This window comes from Arthrobacter sp. Soc17.1.1.1, assembly GCF_036867195.1.
In the GTDB taxonomy this organism is placed as follows: Bacteria; Actinomycetota; Actinomycetes; order Actinomycetales; family Micrococcaceae; genus Arthrobacter_D.
Genome location: NZ_JBAJII010000004.1, coordinates 85,788 through 104,887 on the forward strand (window position 1 = coordinate 85,788; position 19,100 = coordinate 104,887).

The window sequence follows — 19,100 nt, forward strand, 5'->3', positions numbered from 1 at the left end:
TTGCGATCCGCAGGGCTACCGCATTCCACCGCCGACGCCGACGCCGCCTATTCGTACCAGCAAGGGATCCTTTATCGTGCGTTCGACGTGAACGAGGGCGTGGCGACAAAGCTTCTCGAGAAGTTCGAAATGAGGATATTGCTCGGGCTTGCTAGCTCAAAGGATCGGTGTTCTTCTCTACAATCCACTCGGACCATGACAAAAACTCCGCAGCACTCACAAATTGCAGGCTCTTAATGCTGACCTTGCACACATAACCCGCGTCAGAGGCCAGACTAGCGCTGATTTTTCCGCGAAGCTTGTCGGCTGCAGCTTGAAGACCCACTAGGTCAGCCTTCGCGTCTTCGCCTAGCCAGAAGCTCGCCTTCTTCAACGAGGCCTCCGACGCGACTGCAATAAAATTGACCATCTTGTCGTTGCCATCCAAGTACCACCGGTCAACCGCTCCGACTAGGCGAGTTGCAGGATCACCGACGTCACCCTTGGCAAACTTCTTCGCGTGGTCTTGAATTACTTTGGCCGCTTTGGGGAGCACGTTCGCCTCCAATTCGTTTGCATGAGGAACGCGCGCATAACGCGCGCCCACCCAGCGGCTGAAGCGGGCTCTTTGAGGAGCCGTAAGGGGGTGAATGGTTTGCACGGAGGGATCGAGAAGCGCCGCCTTATCAATGCTGGTGACAAAGCGTAGGTCGGCTATGGTCTCCATGCCTTCCCTCTGGATACGAGAATCGGGAGGAAGAGGAAACTCCCGGGGAGATCCCGGTCCTCGACGCAAAGTCTGCCACTTCTCGCGTGTTACGAACTTCACCGGGCAGACAACTATGCACGGCTCAATTGCAGCTGACCGAACAATGTCGCAGTCCTGGGTTATAATCACATACCAACCAGCGTCACTCTCAATCACCAGTGACCAAATGCCTTCACTAGGCTCCGCTTTCGCGTCTCCCTCATGGGCTGCGGTAGATGTCCACGCATCTGTCTCGCCAACTCCAACGAGACTGACTGCCCCGAGGGAGATGATGTCTCCCTGGCGAGTATCCTTCAACCGGAGATCAAGGGATGCAACTTTGTCTGAAGCTGAAGCGACAGGTGGGACATCTGACACTTTGCATCAGCTCTCTCTCAGTTGATTACCCGACGGTGACTAGGACCCGCTTCGCACTGCTAAGCATCTCATCAAAGGCCGAAGTAGATGGTGCCTGAATCTCCGAAATATCAACTGGGTCCTCGGTGATAGGTGAAGTGTATGTCGCTCGAAGGTCCTGACTCATTCGAGACTGAGGACTCATAACCACTTCAGACCCAAAGACTAATTCGTCGAAGCCCAGTGGCTCCATGAAGACCGTAGGCTCCTTCACCCAGCGCAAGGCTTCGACAACCTCTTCCGTGTTGTATCGACGATGACCCTTGGGTGTGGTGTCGAAGGGCACGATACCCTCGCGTGCGTATCGAGCAAGCGTCTGCGCGGAGACGCCGAGAGCCTTTGCCGTGATGTTGGGGTGTTCGGTACGGGAAACTATGGTGCCCATGGGGGTGTCCTGGTTTCTTCTACGTCGTGCTCGTCGTTATCGTTTTAGATGGTTTGAACGCTTTGAACGTTTCGTCTAAGTAGTCTCGCGTCATCCCAGATCCTTGTCAACTCCAGGTCTCTCATCCCCGTGGCGTACTTCGTGTCGCACCTCAGAATCGGTAGTAGGACTGAACCTTGAGCCCTTGCAGCCTGAGATTCAGCGACCCTAGACGATGCCAGGAACCGGCAGGTCAGCCTCCATCGCTACGCCCGCAGCCCATCTACACCGCAGTGCTTCATCGCATAGCCCCTCGTTGCCCCCGTTGCCCGAACCGAGACGACCCGGGCGAGGTCCGCCATACACGGGTGCAGCTCGGTTAGACACCCTCACTTGATGACGCCTCATAAACGATGAGGGCCTCAATCGGCTTAGACACTGCGAGGCGGTCCACGCTGTGGTCGGCTCGCCTCAGCTCGAGCGGCCATTCAACACGTCGCTGCCGCTTCAGGCCGTGGCGTCGTCGCCAAGGTGCCGGTAGATGGTGCCGCGGGAGACCCCGAACGTCTCGGCGATCTGCTGCACCGTGTACGTCTTCTCCTCATACATGGCCCGGGCCTGCCGGGCCCTGTTCGGTGTCATCTTCACCCGACCCCCACCCGTCCGGCCCCGCGCTCTCGCTGCAGCGAGGCCGTCCTTCGTGCGTTCGACGATCAGGTCGTGCTCGAACTCCGCGATCGCCGCCAGCATGTGGAAGAACAACCGCCCACCCGGGGTCGTCGTATCAATCCCCTGAGACAGAGCCCGCAGTCCGACACCCCGCCGCTGGAGCCCGTCAGCGACTTCCTTCAGATTCCGCACCGACCGACCCAACCGATCCAGCTTCGTCACCATCAGGGTGTCCCCGGCGCGCAAATACTCCAACGCATCCTCCAGGGCCGGCCGCTTCGCCAACACCCCCGAGGCATGCTCGATGAACACCTTCTCGCACCCCGCCGCCTCCAACACATCGGTTTGACCATCCAGATTCTGCTCCCGCGTCGAGACCCGCGCATACCCCACAGCTGCCATGCCCCAAACTGTACCGCAAACGTGCCTTACAGTACGTAGGTCTCGGACACGAGCCATGGAACACGACACGCCGTTCTCGGCGATCCCGGGCTGAAGTGTCTTGTGGACGGTCGTTCATGGGACTTTGACTGTCCAACCAATCCTGGCGTGCATCGATGACAATGGGCCGCCAACGCTTACGCCCCATTCGAACGGGCGCTGGGCAACCGGTTCGCGGCCGTAAGTGCAGCATGGAGTTGGTGCAGGGCCGGCAAGATTTTTACACGGATTCTTCTTCCTCTGAAGGGCCCGACGCGACTTCAGAAGTGGAAACGATCATGCATTTACAACGAAACGTTCTAGTCTGATTGCATGGGGCCCCTAGATCTCTTCGTCGACGTTCGCACAAGCAGCCCCTGGAGCATGAACGGTGGGGATGAGACTTGGTCCAGCGACTTGAACGAAGATCTCGTCAAAGCGCTGGCGGAAGGTAGCGCAAACGATGTTGCTGACGTCGCCGGCGCCCTCGCGCTGCTCAACCTTGCCGACGCCGAGCTTCGTGGCTTCGGGACCGACGGAAGCAACACTCTCAGCGAGGCACAGATTGCCCTGGTCCTGCATGCGCTACGGGCTGCCTGTGGCCGAATAGGGATAAAGCTCGAAATACCCTTCCGTAATTTTTCTGGCTTTCGTTCCTATTGGATACGGAAGGGTGCCTCTGGAGCTGGAGGATGGCAAGCTCGACGAGATCTCGTACATGAGCTGTTCGATTCTGCCTTTCAGCTGCTTGAGCGCATGGAGGCGCAGCCCCGTGGGGCTTGGCTGGAAGAGTCTTCGCTCGCTGGCTTGACAAACCCCGTAGCTATCCAGGAGCAGCTGCTCCGACTCAACCGGGCAGTCAACGATGACCCTGCCCTAGCAATCGGGAGTTCAAAAGAACTCATAGAGAGCACGGCGAAAGTAGTGCTGATCGAGCGTGGACATGTTGTAGATGACCGAGCTGACCTTCCAGCTCTCGTCAAAGAAGCGCAACATGCACTAGGACTTCACCCATCTTCGGTAACACCAGGGCCAGACGGAACGGACGCAATTAAGAAGATCCTGGGTGGCGTCTCGAGTATCGCAATCGGCGTGGCCGAGCTACGGAACCGAGGATATGGCACCGGGCATGGCCCTGCTGGGGCTCGCACTGGTCTGAGTGAGCGCCACGCTCACCTCGCAGTGAATGCGGCGGTCACATGGTGCCAATTGATGCTCGACACACTCAAAGACCCTGCTGCGCCTTGGCGAAATTCGTAGTAACGCCCCTTTAAACCGCTTATTCGCCGAGGGGACTGGTATGAAGATTTACCTACTCATCAGCAGCGCGTTGCTCGCTGTTGCTGCAATTCTCAGTCTCATTCCGGGACGTTCGGACGTACGGGTCGGCGTCGCCCTCGGTCTCTTGGCAGTCATCGCCTCGGATGCTTTTGGCTGGCGCAGCAACCAGCCCAAGGAACGAAAAGCGTGGCCAGACCTCACACAAACCGATGACACCGGGCGGACGAGCTACTACTACGAAGACGATGAGGACATCCTCAACGCACCAAGCTCTGGCTGTGCCACGAATGATCAATAAGATGCACCTGGAAGCGATGATGACCAGGCGCCAGATCAAAGTGGGAAATGACACGAAGTGCCGTCAGGGATCCGCCTCAGAGCGCTGATCGGCCGCAAGGGATGCAGGAACCATGCCACCTACAGCTGCAGCACACAGGGTTCCTTCACTCGACCATGAAGCTCGCTCCTCCTTCCAAGCAAAGGATCCTTTGATCGGACGACTACGCGACGCACACGATGTCTAGCCCGATGGACGGCCTGAGATTTTCTCCGGCATGTTGGTAGCCCGCCTAGGGGGCGTGGGGGCGCTTAGCGGGCTCTCTGAGCGAGTTGGTGGACGCGGGACAGGCCCAGCTTCAGTAATACGCCGATGTCCTCCAGTGTCCACCCCTGGTGTTTCGAGTTGACTTGGCTCACTTACTGATGCCAGCTTTCGATTCGGCAACACCGGCAGTACTAGCGAATCAAAATATTCTTACTAACTGCCTTCCAGCCAGATTCTTGCAAAGAATATCCTGAATATGAATCGGTTACTAGCATCAGTTGAGGCAGCTCTGATTCGACCGCTGGAGAAACACTAACAACTTCAACTGAAGCGTAACCGCAACCACCGATGAAATCGTTTGCTGTAGAGGCATACACGCAGAATCCCTCTGCGTCGTTTGTTTTCCCAATATAGTAAGTAATCCCGTCAGCTTCTTCGATTTGACGAATAGAAGAAACATTTACAGCTCTATCGTCGTTATCACCTAGAACTTCGTTCATGAAATTCGGAATCTCATCACTTGAGGTTGAGGGGCGATCTATGGCTTCTACCGCGGCTTGCGTAGGAACTACGTTTGCGGACTCGGACGGAGACGGGGCAGGATCAGATGTTGTTGGGGATGACCCGCCATCACAACTACTCAAGCCAATTAAAATTGGGATTGAAAAGCCGACCACGATGCGCTGCTTGAGTTTCATTCATGCTCCTTTGGTGTCAGATTCAGTGTGGGAATGGTTCAGCAACCACTGTAACTCTAGTCGGTCGAACTTACCAATTCTATCGGGCAGTTAAAGCCTGGAGGTGGGTAATCACGTTGATGTGACTACCCACCTCGCCTTATTCCCCTAAGGCAAACCAGGCTTGTCTACCTTCACATCACTTGTCGATAGAGGGTTTGACCAACTTAGTGAATAGGAATGGAGATTTACCGTTTTTCCCCGGCAGCTCTGCCGAAGCCGGGAGCGCATCGCCCGTTGGGTCTACGATAAGCTGCTCGGCACCGTCTGATCGGATTTTCTTGGTAGGTGGTTCACTCTTCTTTAGCGAGGACATGTCGACATCCTTCGGAAGGAGGTACGCAGTCGACTCCTGTCCGGCCTCGGGTCCAGAGATGAAAACCTTTAGACCAGCTCGGGCGAACTTTTCTTTCGAGGTGCAACTGCTACCCATCACCTCTCCGGGACCTTCGAGACTAACAATGATACAAATTTCTTTACCAGACCGATCAAGAGCAGTCGCATAAGAAGCTGATGCGTCGCTAGCTAATACACGAACCGAACTTTGGTCAATTTTATCCTTAATCACACCGTCAAGTTCGTTGGCGACTGGAAGGTCCAAAGTCGCTTGTTCGGACCCCAACGTCGGAACAAGCTTCTCAACAGTAGTGTTTGGTATAGCTTCGGCAAAAGACGGCGCACTTGCGGCAAGCAAGGCGGTAACTGCCACACCTCCCGCTAGTAAAGAAGCACCCTTTTTGGTCAACATTGAATTCAAAACATCCTCCTCAAGTGTTTTTATGCTAAAAGTTTTTCTAAGAATAGATTTTCTTGAGGGCTAGTTTTTATAACTGCATAGGAGTTGCGGCTGGGCATTAACCGGGGCGTCTGTGTTCCACCAACACTTACTGACTCCAGTGACGGCCGCGTGGCTAAATCCACCCCAAGTATCTCCCTGTGCTCCCCCAGTTGCATATGCTGCGCCGGTCCACCGGTTATACGTTCCACCCCACGCATACGTGGTGTTATAAGGGTTGCTATACCCGACATTCATTTCCCCGCCCGTAAGGCGACGCTCAGCCGAGGTCTGAACTTTATTTTGGTATACAAACCCAGTGAACCACCTGTAAATCCCAGCGTTCGCGGGCGCACTGGTGAATAGGGTAATAGCTATAAGAGTTACGGAAATGGCGGCAAAAATCCGCCGCTGTCTCCGAGTAGACCATTTCGTTAATGAAGAATTGGGTGAAGTCTTGCTAATCAAATTTGACATTGTTCCCCCTGGTCTTTGGGCAACGTAGGTAAATATACGGTGCTCCAGGATCCTATTTGTGCTGACTTCGTAACTATAGGTCCGTGTTCGGATGGTCGTCAAGGTTTCGAAATGCTGTTTGTTCTCCGGATTGATAATATGCGGCGGTTACATTAGGGGCGCTCAAGTAATTAGGCAAGAGAAAAGTACTTCCCTGCGTATTCGTTACACGATCGTTACTTAGAAGTTCTCGCAAATCAGATTGTCAACTTCATAGGGGCCATGAACGGCAACGAGGGCTATTGTGGCTCGTCTTACTTCAGGTGGGGGTGGATGAGCCCGCTGCCGATAAAAAGCATGCGGAACCGGTAGTTGTCGCGGTTGCGGAATCCTCGCGCGATGCGGTGGTGGAGTTCGATGAGTCCGTTCACGGCTTCGGTGCCGCCGTTATTCGATCGGTCGGCGTCGAGGTAGGCCAAGAATGCCGCGGGCCAGCGTTTGAGGGTCCGGCCGAGCCGTGCGACCTTGGGAACCTCGCATGTCGGAAAACAGTCGAGGATTCTTTCGGCGATTGTGCTTCCCGGGGCCGGGTTGGGATGGCGCTAAGCTGCGCGCAACTGTTGGGCCTATGACGGCTCTTCGTAATTGAGAGTGCGGGCGGAGTGGTCAGGGTGGGCGCGTCGGTGGCGGGATAGGCATCGAGGCCTTCCGATGATGGGAGTTCCTACGCTCGCCATCTGAAAGACCTCGACGTGCTCCACGCTACCTTCGCTGCGCCTGATCTGACGACGTTCTGCCGCCTCGACGAACTCGGCCTGATAGCCATCGGACAACACCTGGGACCGGAGCGGGCAGTGATCGAATGCCGTGTCGTTGACGCGGATCCGTGGTGCCGCGGATGCGGGACCGAAGGCACGCCGCGGGACACCGTCACCAGAAAGCTGGCGCACGAGCCGTTCGGTCACCGACCCACCACGCTGTTGGTGCGGGTGCGCCGCGACCGGTGCGGGCACTGCGGTCGCACCTGGCGGCAGGACACAAGCCTCGCCGCTGAGCGTCGGGCGAAGATCTCCCGCCGCGGGCTCAGGTGGGCGCTCGAGGCCGTCATGGTCGACCACCTCACCGTGACCCGGGTCGCGGCCGGACTCGGGGTGTCCTGGCATGCCGCCAACACCGCGGTCCTCGCCGAAGGCAGGCGCCGACTCATCAACGACCCGGGCAGGTTCGAGGGGGTGTCCGCGATCGGCGTCGATGAGCACATCTGGCGGCATACCCGCCGCGGCGACAAATACGTCACCGTCATCATCGATCTGACGCCGATCCGTGAGGAGACGGGCCCGGCACGCCTACTGGACATGGTCGAGGGCCGCTCCAAGGCCGTGTTCCAGGACTGGCTCCAGAGCCGGCCTCAGGCGTGGCGGGACGGGGTAGAAGTCGTCGCCATGGATGGGTTCACCGGGTTCAAGACCGCCGCCTCCGAGGAGCTCCCCGACGCGGTCCCGGTCATGGACCCCTTCCTCCCCCGCAAGCGGGGGTACCCCCAGTGGTCCGGCTCGCCGGGGACGGGTTGGACCGGTGCCGGCAACGCGTCCAGCAAGCGACCCTCGGGCATCGAGGTCGTGCCGGTGATCCGCTGTATCGGGCTCGGCGGACCTTGCACACGGGCGCGGACCTGCTCACCGAGAAGCAGAACACGCGCCTGAGCGCTGTCTTCGCGACCGAGGAACACGTCGAGGTTGAGGCGACGTGGGGCATCTATCAGCGGATCGTCGCCGCGTACCGGGAACCGAACAAGAAACAAGGAAAGCAACTGATGCAAGCCGTCATCGACGCGGTCACCGCAGGCGTCCCGTCCGCACTGGTCGAGATCCGCCGGCTCGGCCGGACCCTGAAACAACGAGCCGCGGACGTCCTGGCGTTCTTCGACCGCCCGGGCACGTCTAACAGGCCCACAGAAGCGATCAATGGGCGCCTCGAACACCTCCGCGGCTCAGCCTTGGGATTCCGAAACCTCACCCACTACATCGCCCGATTACTCCTGGAATCAGGCGGCTTCAGGCCCCGCCTGCACTCCCAATCACGATGAGCCGCTTTAGTGGCGTCTTGTCATTTCTCACAGGCTAGTTGGAGACCCACCCTTCAGCATTCCCTTATGTACGTACCCTTGTTGTGTTGGTGAATTTCATATCTCTCGGTGACGTCTCTGCAGCGCGTTACGGTACCGTTCTGCTGGTGTCAGAAGCGGGGAAGGGACAGAAGATTGTTGTTCCATTGCTTGTCGGCGTAGGTCCGGAGGTAGGGATTTCCGTTGTCAGGTTTGATGACGCCGACGCGGACCTGCGAGTTTCCTCGCCCCACATACGCTTTGCCCTTCTTGACGTCAATCCAATCGACGAAGGTTGGCTTGTCAGTGGTTCCGGTGGCGTTGTCTGCCGGATTGACCCACCTGTACTGGGTTATGTGCTGGTGATCCTCGGGAGTGCCCTCGAGGTGAATCGCTGTGATGATTACGGCCATGAATGCGCTCCTGGGCTGGTGACTGGATTGAGAACTAACGGCTGACCAATGGTGGCCGGCCTCTTCTTTCTTGGAAAATGCTGCGTAGTTTAAGCTTGCGGTCGTGGTAATTGTGGGCCGAGGACCGGCAAGGGTGGCGAACACGCCTGCACTTGTCGGTGGCTTGATCGTTGAGTGGTGATTAGTCAGTTGACCTACATAGGGTCAGCCCGATCCTCCCCAGAATCGCTTCCACCAGTTCACGCGTCGCGTCGAAGGTGCTGCCGGCGCCCGATGGTGATCGCTTGTACGGCGGTCGGCAGCCCGGGCCTTTTCCACCTGGCCAGTATTGAGCTGGGGGTGCCAGTCCACGCTTCCCCGAGTGATGAAGTAGTGGGAGTTACAGGGAAATGCCGTTGAGGCAATGGAAGGCTTGAGCGATACCTCTCCGTCGTAAATGACTCGCCAGCGCGCCAGGGATAGCTTGTTCGTCACCTCGCGCCCGCAACCGCAGGGACAGATGTGCCCAGCGAGCGAATAACTCGTAGAAATATAGAGCACACCCGCTTCCATGGGAGTCGGGAAGGATTCTACGAAGCATGCTGTGTAGTGCTCGGTTCGCGTCACTCGAGGTCTCCGTTCCGCACCTCGTTGGAGAACAGCTTGTACACGGTCAGGTTCGACACTTCGTGGGTCGCGTAGAACCCGATGTGGCGCTTCCAGCGGATGACAGCGAGGACGGCGTTCAGGGCGTTGAGCTCTGCCAGCTGAAGGTTGCTGCTGTAGTCGTCCTCGCCCGGCGGGAGGGCCGGAGCGGTCGGCAAGGGTGCTTCTTGGCCCGGGAGGTACGCCGCAACCTTCACCATGCCGGTGATCCCGATGTCGGCTTCCCTGAAACTCATGCCGACATCGATGAAGGGCACGCCGCGAGCTCGCAGCCACTGCATGATGGTCGGCCGCGTCTCAGCATCTGCGGCTGCCAGGAAGACGAACGTTGCTCCGTCAAGGAGGTCGAGGTTGTCCGCCGTGAGGGAGACGGGGTGAGCTGTGACGCCGGTGTGCATGCGCGCATACTCTGCGGCGAAGTACTCGGCCTTGTTGGGTTGGGCTGTGACCGTTTCGATGGCTGCAGCCCCTGGAGCGCGGTAGGCGTTGTGGGTTTCGAAGCCGTCGCCGTCGATAAGGATAATTCGGTCAACCCAGGTCTTGGCAACCTGGTCGAGAATGTAGCTACCCGTACCGCCGACCCCGACGATCGCAATCGTGTGACCGCGGAAGAGGGTGTTGAGCGTAATCAACCCGGCACGGGTCGTGTTCGTGTCAGGGTAGACGAGCGGCAAGTCGTCCGGCACGACTTGATAAGACCCACCCGGGGTATCTGTAACGGTGGGGTCTACCTGCCAGGCAGCATTGCGCAGGATGTGGGCGTACTGCCGGATCTTGTCATACACACTCGCGTACAGGCCTGCGGGCGGCTTGAAGGACATCATGAATCCCGCACGCTCCTGCACCCCGAAGTCGTGCGAGTCCGGACTTCCGAGCACACCACCGTTGTCGTCGCGTGGTTCCTCGCCGGCGAACCAGATCCGGTGGTCGGTTGCATCGGTAATCAAGCCTTCGACGTTGATGACCGGAAGGACCAGCCGGCCATCATGCCGCAGACCGGACTGCGTCAGGTACGGGATCCGGCGAACAATAAGGTGCCCGTTTTGGAGGATCATGTCGTACCCATCGGCGACGAGCCTGGCGATGGAGTCCTTAGGATCGATTGGCGGGTTCGACATCGAAGACCATCCCATCCTTCACCACAACGTCTTTACCCGGACGCAGAGCGTGATCGGCACCCTCTCCACGGCTGTACTCGACCGTTGTACCCGCCGGGTCGTACTGCTGTCCCGGGAAGGCCTTCTCCAGGACCTGCTCAAACGTGATCTTCTTCCCCGTCCAGGACTGCGGCCTGGTGTTGACGATGATCGTCACCGTCTTAGCCTTCCCTGCTGTCTCTGCGTTCATCTTCTTACCTCTCGCTTGCCGTCACGCAGGTCCCGATTGAACATGCGCACCTTCTACAACGACTGTATCAGTAAAGAATCACTGATGTCCAAGTGACTCAGATTTGGTTCCACGCTAGCGTCAATTGAGCGGTAGGCTCGGGGTATGCGACGAACTTTCGATATATGGGCCATGACGTCGAGAACAGCATGACCGGGTCATCCGACGCTTCTGGTTCGGAGCAGATTGACCTCGCCCAGCTGGGAGCGTTGCTGCGCGAGCGTCGTGGATCTTTATCGCTTCGGCAAGCCGCCGCCGAGGCCGGGGTTAGTTTCAGCACGCTTACGCGTGTGGAAGCGGGAGCTCAGCCCGATCTGACGTCTTTCACCCTGTTATGCGGGTGGCTGGGAGTGTCACCAGCCCAGTTTTTCATGCCCGTAGCCGAACGCCGGGTAACACCAATTGACGAAGTCATCGCGCACCTGTCCGCTGACCCCCGTCTCGGATCTGACGCGGCGTCGAAGATAGCGAGCGTGCTACGAAATATGTATGACGTCCTCGCAACGACTCCCGCTCAACGCCCCGTAGTTGCCTGCCACTTGAGAGCTGCGTCTGCCCTTCGCCCTGGGGTTCCCCACCGGCTAAACTCTCTTCTGAGTGCGATGCATGATGGGCTAGCCGAGCGGGTCGCCGCCGGGGAGCTATGACACTGAGACGCGGGTTTAAGGCAGAAGCTGAGCGGGATGCGGTGCGAGTCCGGAAGGAACTTGGGTTAGCCCCCCATGATCATCTCAACCCACGGGATCTTGCGAAGCATCTGGGCATCGCGGTGATTGATGCTTCCGACCTTGTGGACATTAAAGAGTTAGAGGAACTCGAGCGGCTCCAGGCCTTCGCATTTTCCGCGGCGACGTTCGAGATCGAAGACCGGTCAATCATTGTCGTCAGCCCACTTCGGAGCCTTGGCCGCCAGAACAGCGACATCGCCCACGAGCTGGCTCACGTGATGCTGAGTCACAATCTTTCCGAGATCCGCGAAATCGACGGCATGCCGTTCCGGACATGCAAACCCGAAGAAGAAGAGGAAGCGACCGCGTTTGGGGGGACACTCCTCCTCCCCCGTCCGCTCCTGCTCAGTGCGGCTCGCCGGCAGGCAACCATCGATGACATCTCCCAGCAGTACGACGTGACGGTCGAGATGGCCCGTTTCCGGTACAACTCGACAGGAGTTTCAAGGCAATTGCGCAGCTGATGGCGCTGCACCCGCGGAGCCTCGTAGAGACCTCCGCAGATCCGCCACTAGGCGACGCGGGCCTGATCTTATTGGGCTTGTTTGCGGCGGAGACGTGCTTCTTTGTGGAGGTTTACGGGTGTTGCATCGAGGACGCGTCGGACCATTTCGGCGATGAAGTGGCCTGGTTGCAGGTCTGCGGGTACTCGTTCATGCTGGATGATCACTCGGGGTAGCGCCGTCAGGGCGACGTCGACTTCCGTCTGGTCTACCTCTATCTCAAGCTCTACTTCGGTCTGCTCCCCGATGGGCGTGGTGAGACCGGCCTCTGCGAGGGGGTCTTCCCCGTCGCCGGGGTCGTCACTGCCGTCGTTGACGGCGAGGTGGTCGCCGTATTCGATGATGATGAGCGAGACCGCGTGATAGGCGTCGTCCTCTCGCCCGAGCTTCTGCAGCAGGTCGATGAGCCATTCGGCTTTGTCGGGTGCTTCCTGGAAGATCGTGGAGCGTAGCCCGTACACGAACCCGAGGGCCGCGAGGGGGTGGCGCAGACGCAGGTTCTTGGCGTCGCCGTAGGACTCTTCGACCCGGTTGGCGGCATTCTTGCCGAAACTCGAATCCATCCGCTTCGTGCTGATCAGCAGCTCAGGTCCTGCAACCCAGTTCGACATGACGACGTCGACTTGCTTGAGGTAGTTCTTGCCCAGAATGTTCGCACTGGACGCCGCGGCACCCGCCGGGGGCGTTGAGGCCCGAAGGCGCTTCCATAAGGCGTCGCGTTCCTTCGCCGTCACCTTCTCCAGAAGACTGACAATCGGCCCAGGGAGGATCCGCGGTGCTGTGGGGCGGGGCCAGGCGGCGTCGGGGTCGAAACCGGCACGACGCAGCTCATAGGACAACCACACGTCCAGGGTCAGCGCGGGAACACCCGTGGTTGTCTCGGCCTCCAGGTACAGGGGCACACCGAGGAGGCGGACCAGCGTGTCATAGTCAGGCTCATAGGTCAGCGATCCGGCGTCGTTCTTGGTCCACGGGTTGGTGTGGACGCCGTCGGGGGCCGCGTCGGCCACGATGCGGTCGAAGATCGCCCAGGCTCTGGCTTTGGTCGATGGTTCAGCGGCCACTTCGTCCCCTTGTTGTCCGTCGTGCGGTCATGGTGGTGTGCGCTGCACGAACGGTCTCAAGCGCCTCAGCGCTGATGATCCCTGATCCAATGAGCAGGATTTCATCGACGAGCTTCACTGCGTCAGTAAGCTTGCCGTCCTGCAGGAGCTTCTTCACTGCGGGCCGGATAGCGTTCAGGTCCTCTGTATTTGAGTCCACGAGGGCGGGTGAGGGCATGGCCCAGACGTCGGCTTCGCGGGGCTCAAGTTTGAGGATCCCTCCCCCATAGGAACGGCCGACCATTTCCGCGTTCAAGAGCGTCACGGAGTTCAGGCTCGCAAGAGGCAGAAGATCCCGCCCCAACCCTTTGAGGTTCTCCGCGAGGTAGACCCCGTGAACGGAGTTCAGGTGATGGGCCTTCGCACTATTCGTGGTCAGGCGGGGCGTGTCAGCGTTCATGCAGGTCAGGAACAAATCTGCCGGTGGCAGCAGCGGTACCCGGTACCAAGGCTTCCGGACACGGCACTTGTAGGCCTGATCAACGCCCGCCCGGTGTCCTGTGTCGATATACGCCTGAGCCGCCGGGGACGGGTCGGCCGATGGACGGAAGAGCCACGTCGCCTTGTCCTGCCGGCCCAGGCTGGTCATCTTGGACGTCGAGAGGTCCAGTCCGCGCAGGTGAGCGCTCCCTGGGGGCGAGAGACGGACGAGGTCTCCGCGACTAAGCCCGAGTTCAGCAACCCGCGCCGGCGATAGTGCAAAGAAGCTGTTGTTACCCGTGACCATACCGAGGGTGGTATCACCCCACGCCTCGAGATCCGTGAAGTGGCCGGCAGTTCTCAAATTCTGCAGGGGTTCGATCGCGTCAGCGGCGACCAGAAGCCCGGTCCACTTACCGGCAGGATTCTGAGGCGTCCACGTCAGTGGATCACCCATGGTCGCCAGCGCTGCTGCGTCCTTGGCCTGATGGATCGTTGCGTGATCCGTGGGCCCTTCCCCGTACCCCTCGGCCAGGAGCAGAACAACATCGGCTTCGGCGTCCGGGAAGACCTGTTCGGTGAAAAGCACCAGCTCCACGCTGCGAAAACGATCAAATAGGAACTGCCGGACGGCGGCCGCGTAGTTCACGCTCAACAGCTCAGCCGGCAGGACGAGGCCCATCCGACCGCCTGGTTGCAGGAACAACGCGGAATGGACGGTGAAAGCAGCCCAGCTCGACGCCAACGCGGTGAGTGACACACCCACCTTCAGCGCGGCTTCACGGGAGCGGATACGAGACTCACCGGTGAAGTCCTGGTACCGGATGTACGGAGGATTACCGATGACCGCCGAGTACAAGGGCCGCGGCGATACCTGGAAAAAGTCGCTCACAGTGATGTCCGCGACTCCCCCAGCCTCCGCAACCCGGGTCCGGGCCACGTCGGCGCTCTGCTCGTGGATCTCCACCCCATCCACCTGAGGAACCTTCGAATCATCCTCCGACAGGTCCCGAAGACGCTCGACAGCACTGACCAGGAACGCGGCATCACCGGTCGAAGGCTCCATCACCCGGTCATCAGGGCTACGAATCGCCCACTGCACGATGAAACGCGTGATGAACTCAGGCGTGAAGAACGCCCCCCGTGCTTTCCGGAGCTCAGCTGTATCGACAACGGAAAAAACAGCGAGATCAGGCATAAGTCCCATTGTGGTCCATCCATCCGACATCCCAAGACCGACCCGTCACCCACCGCCCGCAGCCTCCCAGCGGCGCCTGCACGTTAATCCGCATGAGGAGAGCTTGCACGGGTCAGGTCCCCCAATCCGGGTATGCAGGGTATGCGAACCAGGGCAGAGCAAGGATGATCCCCTGCCCTGCCGCCGATCGTCCCCCAGCAATCCGCAGGTGAGCCGTCCTTCCGGTGAGGGAAGGACGGGAGCGACGGCAGCGGAGTCCAGCGGTCGGGTCAGACCGGCTGCTGGTCGCCGTACTTGGCCTGAACGGCTTCCCAGTCGCCCGTCTGCGCGATGGGATCCATCCACATGATCTCCCACGTGTGCCCGTCGGGATCCGAGAACGACCGTGAGCGCATGAAACCGAGCTCCTGCGCCTTGCCCTCGACGGCCCCGGCGGCAACCGCCTGCTCCACAAGGGTGTCGACATCATCTGCGGCGTCCACACCGATCGCATTGATGACAGCGGACGTCGACCGCGTGTCGGCGACAGGCTTGTCGGTGAACTGCGCCCAGTGCCCGTGGGTGAGAATCATCAGGTGGATGGTGTCACTGATGGTGATGGCACCGGCGTCGTCGTTGGAGAAGCTGGGATTGAGCGTCCAACCGAAGCTGGTGTAGAACTCCTTGGACCTGACGAGGTCGCTGACCGGGAGGTTGATGAAGACATTCGTAGCCATGGCCGTTCTCCTGTTCGTAGGTGACGCGTCGATACCGCTCATGAGCCTTGATGGGGCCCTGCACTCCTTTGGACGCGGTGACGCCCACAAAATCATCGACCGCAGCCCACTATCCGACAAGAGGTGTCCACCTAACTGGGCCGAAGCTACAAACCGCACTCAGGCCGAGAGACGACCGCTGCGGACGGGGACCATCGCACCCTCCCACTGAGTATCCGATAGACCTCTGACAAGGTCCTTCGGAATTCTCAACGAGGACCGGGCTACCAATCGAAACAGCCGCAGTCTTTCATGGGGCTTTGGCAATGATTTTTCTACAGCCTGTTCGTGCGGGGGCGAGCGGCAGCCAATGATTCTCGGGTATTAGGTGTCATAGGACACATATTTACAATGCGATAGGGTGAAGGTAATGGGGCCAATGATTCACCACGACAATTTCAGGAGTGACAAACACTATGGCGCAGCGTGTACAGGTTGAATTGGTCGATGACCTCACCGGTGAAGTAGCTCAGGAAACCGTCCGTTTCGGTGTGGACGGCACCGAGTATGAGATCGACCTGACCACCGAGAACGCGGAGAAGCTCCGTGCAACACTCGGCGAGTACGCGGAGAAGGCCCGCAAGGCCACCGGCCGCCGCGGCCAGGGCAAGTCCCCCGCCTCCGCAGGATCGGGTTCGGGTTCGGGCAAGTCCAAGCGTGAGGAAACGCAGCGTATCCGCCAGTGGGCGCAGGACAACGGGCACTCCACCAGCTCGAGGGGCCGGGTCTCCCAGTCCATCATCGACGCCTACAACGCAGCCCACTAAACCCGTCCAGGGTTGAAGGCGGTCCTCGTGTTGCGGGTCGTGACCGTGACACGGGTCGCCTGACGGAGGTGTAGGGAGGAGGCCGGTCGCCGAAGGGCGGCCGGCCTCTTCGTTGTCCTGCCGGTTCGGGCGGTTTGCGGCTGTGTGACGGCCGGCGGCGGTGGGCCAGGACGTTGGTGACCCGGACGATCAGGCACACCACCGGGTGCAGCGTCCTCCACGCCGTGTCCGGGGCCGTCACTGTTGCCTGTGGTTCAGCGCGTTGGTGTGGTCCATCCGGGCAGCGTCTGGTCCAGTTGCTGGTGGCGGTCCTGGCGGAGCCGGCCCGCCCGTGACCAGGTGCGTTGGCGGTGTAGCCAGGTCGCGAGGACTTTCTCCTCCGGGCGGCGCTGCGGGGTGTAGACCGGGAACCGCCCCCTCACGGCGTGGAACTGCCGGACCTGTTCCAGGCGTGACGCCCAGAGGGCGTCGGGGTTTCCCCTGCGGGTGCCCCTCCACTCCCCCAGCCCGTCCAGGGCTTCGATCCTGTCCTGGGTGAGGTTCCCGGCGTCGTGCTGGCGGCGCTGGGCCTCGATCCACCGGTACAGCTCCCGCGCCCGCACACGGTCGTTCTGCGCTGGCAGCACACCGCCACGCTCCCCCATGTGCGCGGCAACATCCGCGTAGTGCTGCCACCACACCCGGTCCCTGTTCCGGGCGAACCGCTTCGCCGCGGCCCCGTCCCAGGCGGGTTGGTCGCGGACCAGCAGGCACGCATCGAACCAGTCAGGGTTCTTTTCGATCTGTCGGTCCACGGCCCGGTGTACCCGCCGGACATCAACCCGGCACCACCGGGCAATCCTCACCGGGCTGACCCCGCGGGAGTACATGAGCAACCACTCCTGCCTGTTCTCACAAGGACCCTGCACGTACTCCCCCGCTGGCAGCAGCAGATCATCGAACCTCACCGTGGGATCACCAGGGCGTACCCCCTAACCTCAGGTCGGCGGCACCGGTTCGTGCATGCCAGCCCCCTCAGGCCGCCCCACTCCTCGTCCGCGCGTTCGTGCCCTTTGTGAACCATTCAGTCGTCGGTCGCTTGTTCAGGCGCGTCTCGGAGTAACGGGGCCGCCGTTCTGACGAGAAGGAAACCCAATAGAATCAGCAGGGCAAGACCTGCGAGGGTGAACAACGACGGGTTCGCGCTCATGAATGCTTTGATCAGTGCTCCTGCGCCGAGGAGCGCGATGATGCTTCCAAGACCCACACAAGCCCAGAGAAGGTAGCGGGGCGTGGGGTACTCCTCTTCATCCCACACCGTTCAGCCCGCCGCCCTAAGTTGCGCGACAAACTGCGGCTTCATCCCAAGACCGCGGGGGTTGGTGTCGGCCGTGCATCCGTTCATGCTCGTCATCCTGACGCAGCGAGACCGCTGCGGACAAGACCACGGGTCGGACAGTGAATTCGCCTTCAGCCCACCCGGGCACGGCCAACGCTGCCATCATCACTCGTCCCTAACCGGATCGAAAACACAGCAGGAACGGGACCTACTCCCCTAACCCGACACGGCACTACACGGTTGACTGTAGGTGTGACCGGCCGCAGGTCTAGCAGCAGGCACCGGGGGTCGCCCATTAGGGGTGGCAGGGCCGCAAGCCCTGCTCCCCCGGGCCCCTCCCGCACCCAACAACATACCCACACCCGACGGACCCAGCCCGAGTCCTAAGCCTGGCCCTGGGTTTAGGGTGGCTGGTCGAAGCGCACACGCACCTCGGCCGGCGACAACCCGAACACCCCGGCATACGGCGGCTTCCCCATCAGTTCGACTTCTCAATCAATTGAGAGCGGTTCTTCGCTCCGTCGTGCTGGTAACCCTCGACTGACGGCACAGATGAGCCTGGTACTCATTCACTCATCTACTCATCTACTCAAATACTCATGGCCTCGATGAGTGACGCTGAAAGCGCCTGAGCAGAACTTGGACTCGCGTCGAAGCGGCAGGACCAACCAAAGCGAAGTGACCGCACCATGACTTGGGCAACAACCAGTAAGGGCCAGCCCTCCTGGGCCCACCCTTACTCAAATACTCAAATACTCAAGCTTCCTATCTCAAGATCGGCAGATCACCGATAGCACTGAGGGCCGCCCTTCGCTCCGTCGTGCCGGTAACCCTGGACCAACGGCACAGATGAACCTGGTACTCATTCACTCATCTACTCATCTACTCATCTACTCAAATACTCATGGCCTCGATGAGTGACGCTGAAAGCGCCTGAGCAGAACTTGGACTCGCGTCGAAGCGGCAGGACCAACCAAAGCGAAGTGACCGCACCATGACTTGGGCAACAACCAGTAAGGGCCAGCCCTCCTGGGCCCACCCTTACTCAAATACTCAAATACTCAAGCTTCCTATCTCAAGATCGGCAGATCACCGATAGCACTGAGGGCCGCCCTTCGCTCCGTCGTGCCGGTAACCCTGGACCAACGGCACAGATGAACCTGGTACTCATTCACTCATCTACTCATCTACTCATCTACTCAAATACTCATGGCCTCGATGAGTGACGCTGAAAGCGCCTGAGCAGAACTTGGACTCGCGTCGAAGCGGCAGGACCAACCAAAGCGAAGTGACCGCACCATGACTTGGGCAACAACCAGTAAGGGCCAGCCCTCCTGGGCCCACCCTTACTCAAATACTCAAATACTCAA

At 59.7% G+C, this 19,100-nt stretch carries 19 protein-coding genes and 2 pseudogenes; 6 read left to right on the plus strand and 15 right to left on the minus strand.

Translation table 11 applies throughout. The features are described 5' to 3' along the window. Positions 1-151 precede the first annotated feature (151 nt). From V6S67_RS19585 to V6S67_RS19600, 4 genes are all read right to left on the minus strand, one after another. Positions 152-706 (minus strand): hypothetical protein, encoded by a 555-nt coding sequence (locus V6S67_RS19585; RefSeq protein WP_334212005.1) that lies wholly within the window; start codon positions 704-706, stop codon positions 152-154. A gap of 424 nt (positions 707-1,130) precedes the next feature. Continuing rightward, positions 1,131-1,529 (minus strand): MerR family DNA-binding transcriptional regulator, encoded by a 399-nt coding sequence (locus tag V6S67_RS19590; protein ID WP_334212006.1) that lies wholly within the window; start codon positions 1,527-1,529, stop codon positions 1,131-1,133. 486 nt (positions 1,530-2,015) lie between these two features. Then, a complete protein-coding gene (locus V6S67_RS19595; protein ID WP_334212007.1) occupies positions 2,016-2,579 on the minus strand; it encodes a recombinase family protein in 564 nt (187 codons plus the stop codon). Positions 2,580-2,939: 360 nt separating this feature from the next. Further along, a complete protein-coding gene (locus tag V6S67_RS19600; protein ID WP_334212008.1) occupies positions 2,940-3,179 on the minus strand; it encodes a hypothetical protein in 240 nt (79 codons plus the stop codon). A 174-nt stretch (positions 3,180-3,353) separates the two neighbouring features. On the opposite strand from V6S67_RS19600, the gene V6S67_RS20075 reads away from it, so the two are divergent. Together V6S67_RS20075 and V6S67_RS19605 are read left to right on the plus strand one after the other, a co-directional pair. Next, a complete protein-coding gene (locus V6S67_RS20075) occupies positions 3,354-3,857 on the plus strand; it encodes an abortive infection family protein (protein ID WP_442884952.1) in 504 nt (167 codons plus the stop codon). Positions 3,858-3,897: 40 nt separating this feature from the next. Beyond that, a complete protein-coding gene (locus tag V6S67_RS19605; RefSeq protein ID WP_334212009.1) occupies positions 3,898-4,176 on the plus strand; it encodes a hypothetical protein in 279 nt (92 codons plus the stop codon). Between the two features lie 437 nt (positions 4,177-4,613). Here V6S67_RS19605 and V6S67_RS19610 read toward each other — a convergent pair whose 3' ends face one another. From V6S67_RS19610 to V6S67_RS19620, 3 genes and pseudogenes are all read right to left on the minus strand, one after another. Continuing rightward, a complete protein-coding gene (locus V6S67_RS19610) occupies positions 4,614-5,120 on the minus strand; it encodes a hypothetical protein (RefSeq protein WP_334212010.1) in 507 nt (168 codons plus the stop codon). A 178-nt stretch (positions 5,121-5,298) separates the two neighbouring features. Continuing rightward, positions 5,299-5,907, minus strand: a complete 609-nt coding sequence (locus tag V6S67_RS19615; protein ID WP_334212011.1) for a hypothetical protein — start codon at positions 5,905-5,907, stop codon at positions 5,299-5,301. A gap of 797 nt (positions 5,908-6,704) precedes the next feature. Further along, a pseudogene (locus V6S67_RS19620) lies at positions 6,705-7,016 on the minus strand (transposase); the annotation flags it as partial. 126 nt (positions 7,017-7,142) lie between these two features. Here V6S67_RS19620 and V6S67_RS19625 point away from each other — a divergent pair. Further along, positions 7,143-8,476: pseudogene (locus tag V6S67_RS19625) on the plus strand (ISL3 family transposase). A 149-nt stretch (positions 8,477-8,625) separates the two neighbouring features. Here the strand turns inward: V6S67_RS19625 and V6S67_RS19630 are convergent. The 4 genes from V6S67_RS19630 to V6S67_RS19640 form a co-directional block, all read right to left on the minus strand. Beyond that, positions 8,626-8,907, minus strand: a complete 282-nt coding sequence (locus V6S67_RS19630; protein WP_334212012.1) for a DUF3892 domain-containing protein — start codon at positions 8,905-8,907, stop codon at positions 8,626-8,628. A 204-nt stretch (positions 8,908-9,111) separates the two neighbouring features. Next, positions 9,112-9,459 (minus strand): DUF6527 family protein, encoded by a 348-nt coding sequence (locus V6S67_RS20080; protein ID WP_442884947.1) that lies wholly within the window; start codon positions 9,457-9,459, stop codon positions 9,112-9,114. Between the two features lie 50 nt (positions 9,460-9,509). Beyond that, positions 9,510-10,670, minus strand: a complete 1,161-nt coding sequence (locus V6S67_RS19635) for a ThiF family adenylyltransferase (protein WP_334212013.1) — start codon at positions 10,668-10,670, stop codon at positions 9,510-9,512. Continuing rightward, positions 10,645-10,899, minus strand: a complete 255-nt coding sequence (locus V6S67_RS19640; RefSeq protein WP_334212014.1) for a multiubiquitin domain-containing protein — start codon at positions 10,897-10,899, stop codon at positions 10,645-10,647. Before V6S67_RS19640 ends, V6S67_RS19635 begins: the two co-directional genes overlap by 26 nt. Before the next feature lie 188 nt (positions 10,900-11,087). On the opposite strand from V6S67_RS19640, the gene V6S67_RS19645 reads away from it, so the two are divergent. Together V6S67_RS19645 and V6S67_RS19650 are read left to right on the plus strand one after the other, a co-directional pair. Beyond that, on the plus strand, positions 11,088-11,585 hold the full coding sequence (locus V6S67_RS19645; RefSeq protein WP_334212022.1) for a helix-turn-helix domain-containing protein: 498 nt from the start codon (positions 11,088-11,090) through the stop codon (positions 11,583-11,585). Continuing rightward, positions 11,582-12,130, plus strand: coding sequence for an ImmA/IrrE family metallo-endopeptidase (locus tag V6S67_RS19650; RefSeq protein ID WP_334212015.1), 549 nt, complete (start codon positions 11,582-11,584; stop codon positions 12,128-12,130). Before V6S67_RS19645 ends, V6S67_RS19650 begins: the two co-directional genes overlap by 4 nt. A 68-nt stretch (positions 12,131-12,198) precedes the next feature. Here V6S67_RS19650 and V6S67_RS19655 read toward each other — a convergent pair whose 3' ends face one another. The 3 genes from V6S67_RS19655 to V6S67_RS19665 form a co-directional block, all read right to left on the minus strand. After that, on the minus strand, positions 12,199-13,233 hold the full coding sequence (locus tag V6S67_RS19655) for a hypothetical protein (RefSeq protein ID WP_334212016.1): 1,035 nt from the start codon (positions 13,231-13,233) through the stop codon (positions 12,199-12,201). Continuing rightward, positions 13,223-14,890: an HsdM family class I SAM-dependent methyltransferase gene (locus V6S67_RS19660; protein ID WP_334212017.1), complete on the minus strand. Its 1,668-nt coding sequence runs from the start codon at positions 14,888-14,890 to the stop codon at positions 13,223-13,225. Before V6S67_RS19660 ends, V6S67_RS19655 begins: the two co-directional genes overlap by 11 nt. A gap of 269 nt (positions 14,891-15,159) precedes the next feature. Further along, positions 15,160-15,606: a VOC family protein gene (locus V6S67_RS19665; protein ID WP_334212018.1), complete on the minus strand. Its 447-nt coding sequence runs from the start codon at positions 15,604-15,606 to the stop codon at positions 15,160-15,162. 443 nt (positions 15,607-16,049) lie between these two features. On the opposite strand from V6S67_RS19665, the gene V6S67_RS19670 reads away from it, so the two are divergent. Continuing rightward, entirely contained in the window at positions 16,050-16,412 is a 363-nt protein-coding gene (locus V6S67_RS19670) for a histone-like nucleoid-structuring protein Lsr2 (RefSeq protein ID WP_442884949.1), read from the plus strand. A 254-nt stretch (positions 16,413-16,666) separates the two neighbouring features. Here V6S67_RS19670 and V6S67_RS19675 read toward each other — a convergent pair whose 3' ends face one another. After that, the gene (locus tag V6S67_RS19675; protein WP_334212019.1) at positions 16,667-17,206 is read right to left on the minus strand and encodes a helicase associated domain-containing protein; all 540 of its coding nucleotides are present in this window, start codon (positions 17,204-17,206) and stop codon (positions 16,667-16,669) included. Positions 17,207-19,100: the final 1,894 nt, after the last annotated feature.

Excerpts from the sequence above, each read along its gene's own strand:
- V6S67_RS19585 (WP_334212005.1), bottom strand. The coding sequence starts at position 706 with ATGGAGACCATAGCCGACCTACGCTTTGTCACCAGCATTGATAAGGCG.
- V6S67_RS19590 (WP_334212006.1), bottom strand. The coding sequence starts at position 1,529 with ATGGGCACCATAGTTTCCCGTACCGAACACCCCAACATCACGGCAAAG.
- V6S67_RS19595 (WP_334212007.1), bottom strand. The coding sequence starts at position 2,579 with ATGGCAGCTGTGGGGTATGCGCGGGTCTCGACGCGGGAGCAGAATCTG.
- V6S67_RS19600 (WP_334212008.1), bottom strand. The coding sequence starts at position 3,179 with ATGCAGGACCAGGGCAATCTGTGCCTCGCTGAGAGTGTTGCTTCCGTC.
- V6S67_RS20075 (WP_442884952.1), top strand. The coding sequence starts at position 3,354 with ATGGAGGCGCAGCCCCGTGGGGCTTGGCTGGAAGAGTCTTCGCTCGCT.
- V6S67_RS19605 (WP_334212009.1), top strand. The coding sequence starts at position 3,898 with ATGAAGATTTACCTACTCATCAGCAGCGCGTTGCTCGCTGTTGCTGCA.
- V6S67_RS19610 (WP_334212010.1), bottom strand. The coding sequence starts at position 5,120 with ATGAAACTCAAGCAGCGCATCGTGGTCGGCTTTTCAATCCCAATTTTA.
- V6S67_RS19615 (WP_334212011.1), bottom strand. The coding sequence starts at position 5,907 with ATGTTGACCAAAAAGGGTGCTTCTTTACTAGCGGGAGGTGTGGCAGTT.
- V6S67_RS19630 (WP_334212012.1), bottom strand. The coding sequence starts at position 8,907 with ATGGCCGTAATCATCACAGCGATTCACCTCGAGGGCACTCCCGAGGAT.
- V6S67_RS20080 (WP_442884947.1), bottom strand. The coding sequence starts at position 9,459 with ATGGAAGCGGGTGTGCTCTATATTTCTACGAGTTATTCGCTCGCTGGG.
- V6S67_RS19635 (WP_334212013.1), bottom strand. The coding sequence starts at position 10,670 with ATGTCGAACCCGCCAATCGATCCTAAGGACTCCATCGCCAGGCTCGTC.
- V6S67_RS19640 (WP_334212014.1), bottom strand. The coding sequence starts at position 10,899 with ATGAACGCAGAGACAGCAGGGAAGGCTAAGACGGTGACGATCATCGTC.
- V6S67_RS19645 (WP_334212022.1), top strand. The coding sequence starts at position 11,088 with ATGACCGGGTCATCCGACGCTTCTGGTTCGGAGCAGATTGACCTCGCC.
- V6S67_RS19650 (WP_334212015.1), top strand. The coding sequence starts at position 11,582 with ATGACACTGAGACGCGGGTTTAAGGCAGAAGCTGAGCGGGATGCGGTG.
- V6S67_RS19660 (WP_334212017.1), bottom strand. The coding sequence starts at position 14,890 with ATGCCTGATCTCGCTGTTTTTTCCGTTGTCGATACAGCTGAGCTCCGG.
- V6S67_RS19665 (WP_334212018.1), bottom strand. The coding sequence starts at position 15,606 with ATGGCTACGAATGTCTTCATCAACCTCCCGGTCAGCGACCTCGTCAGG.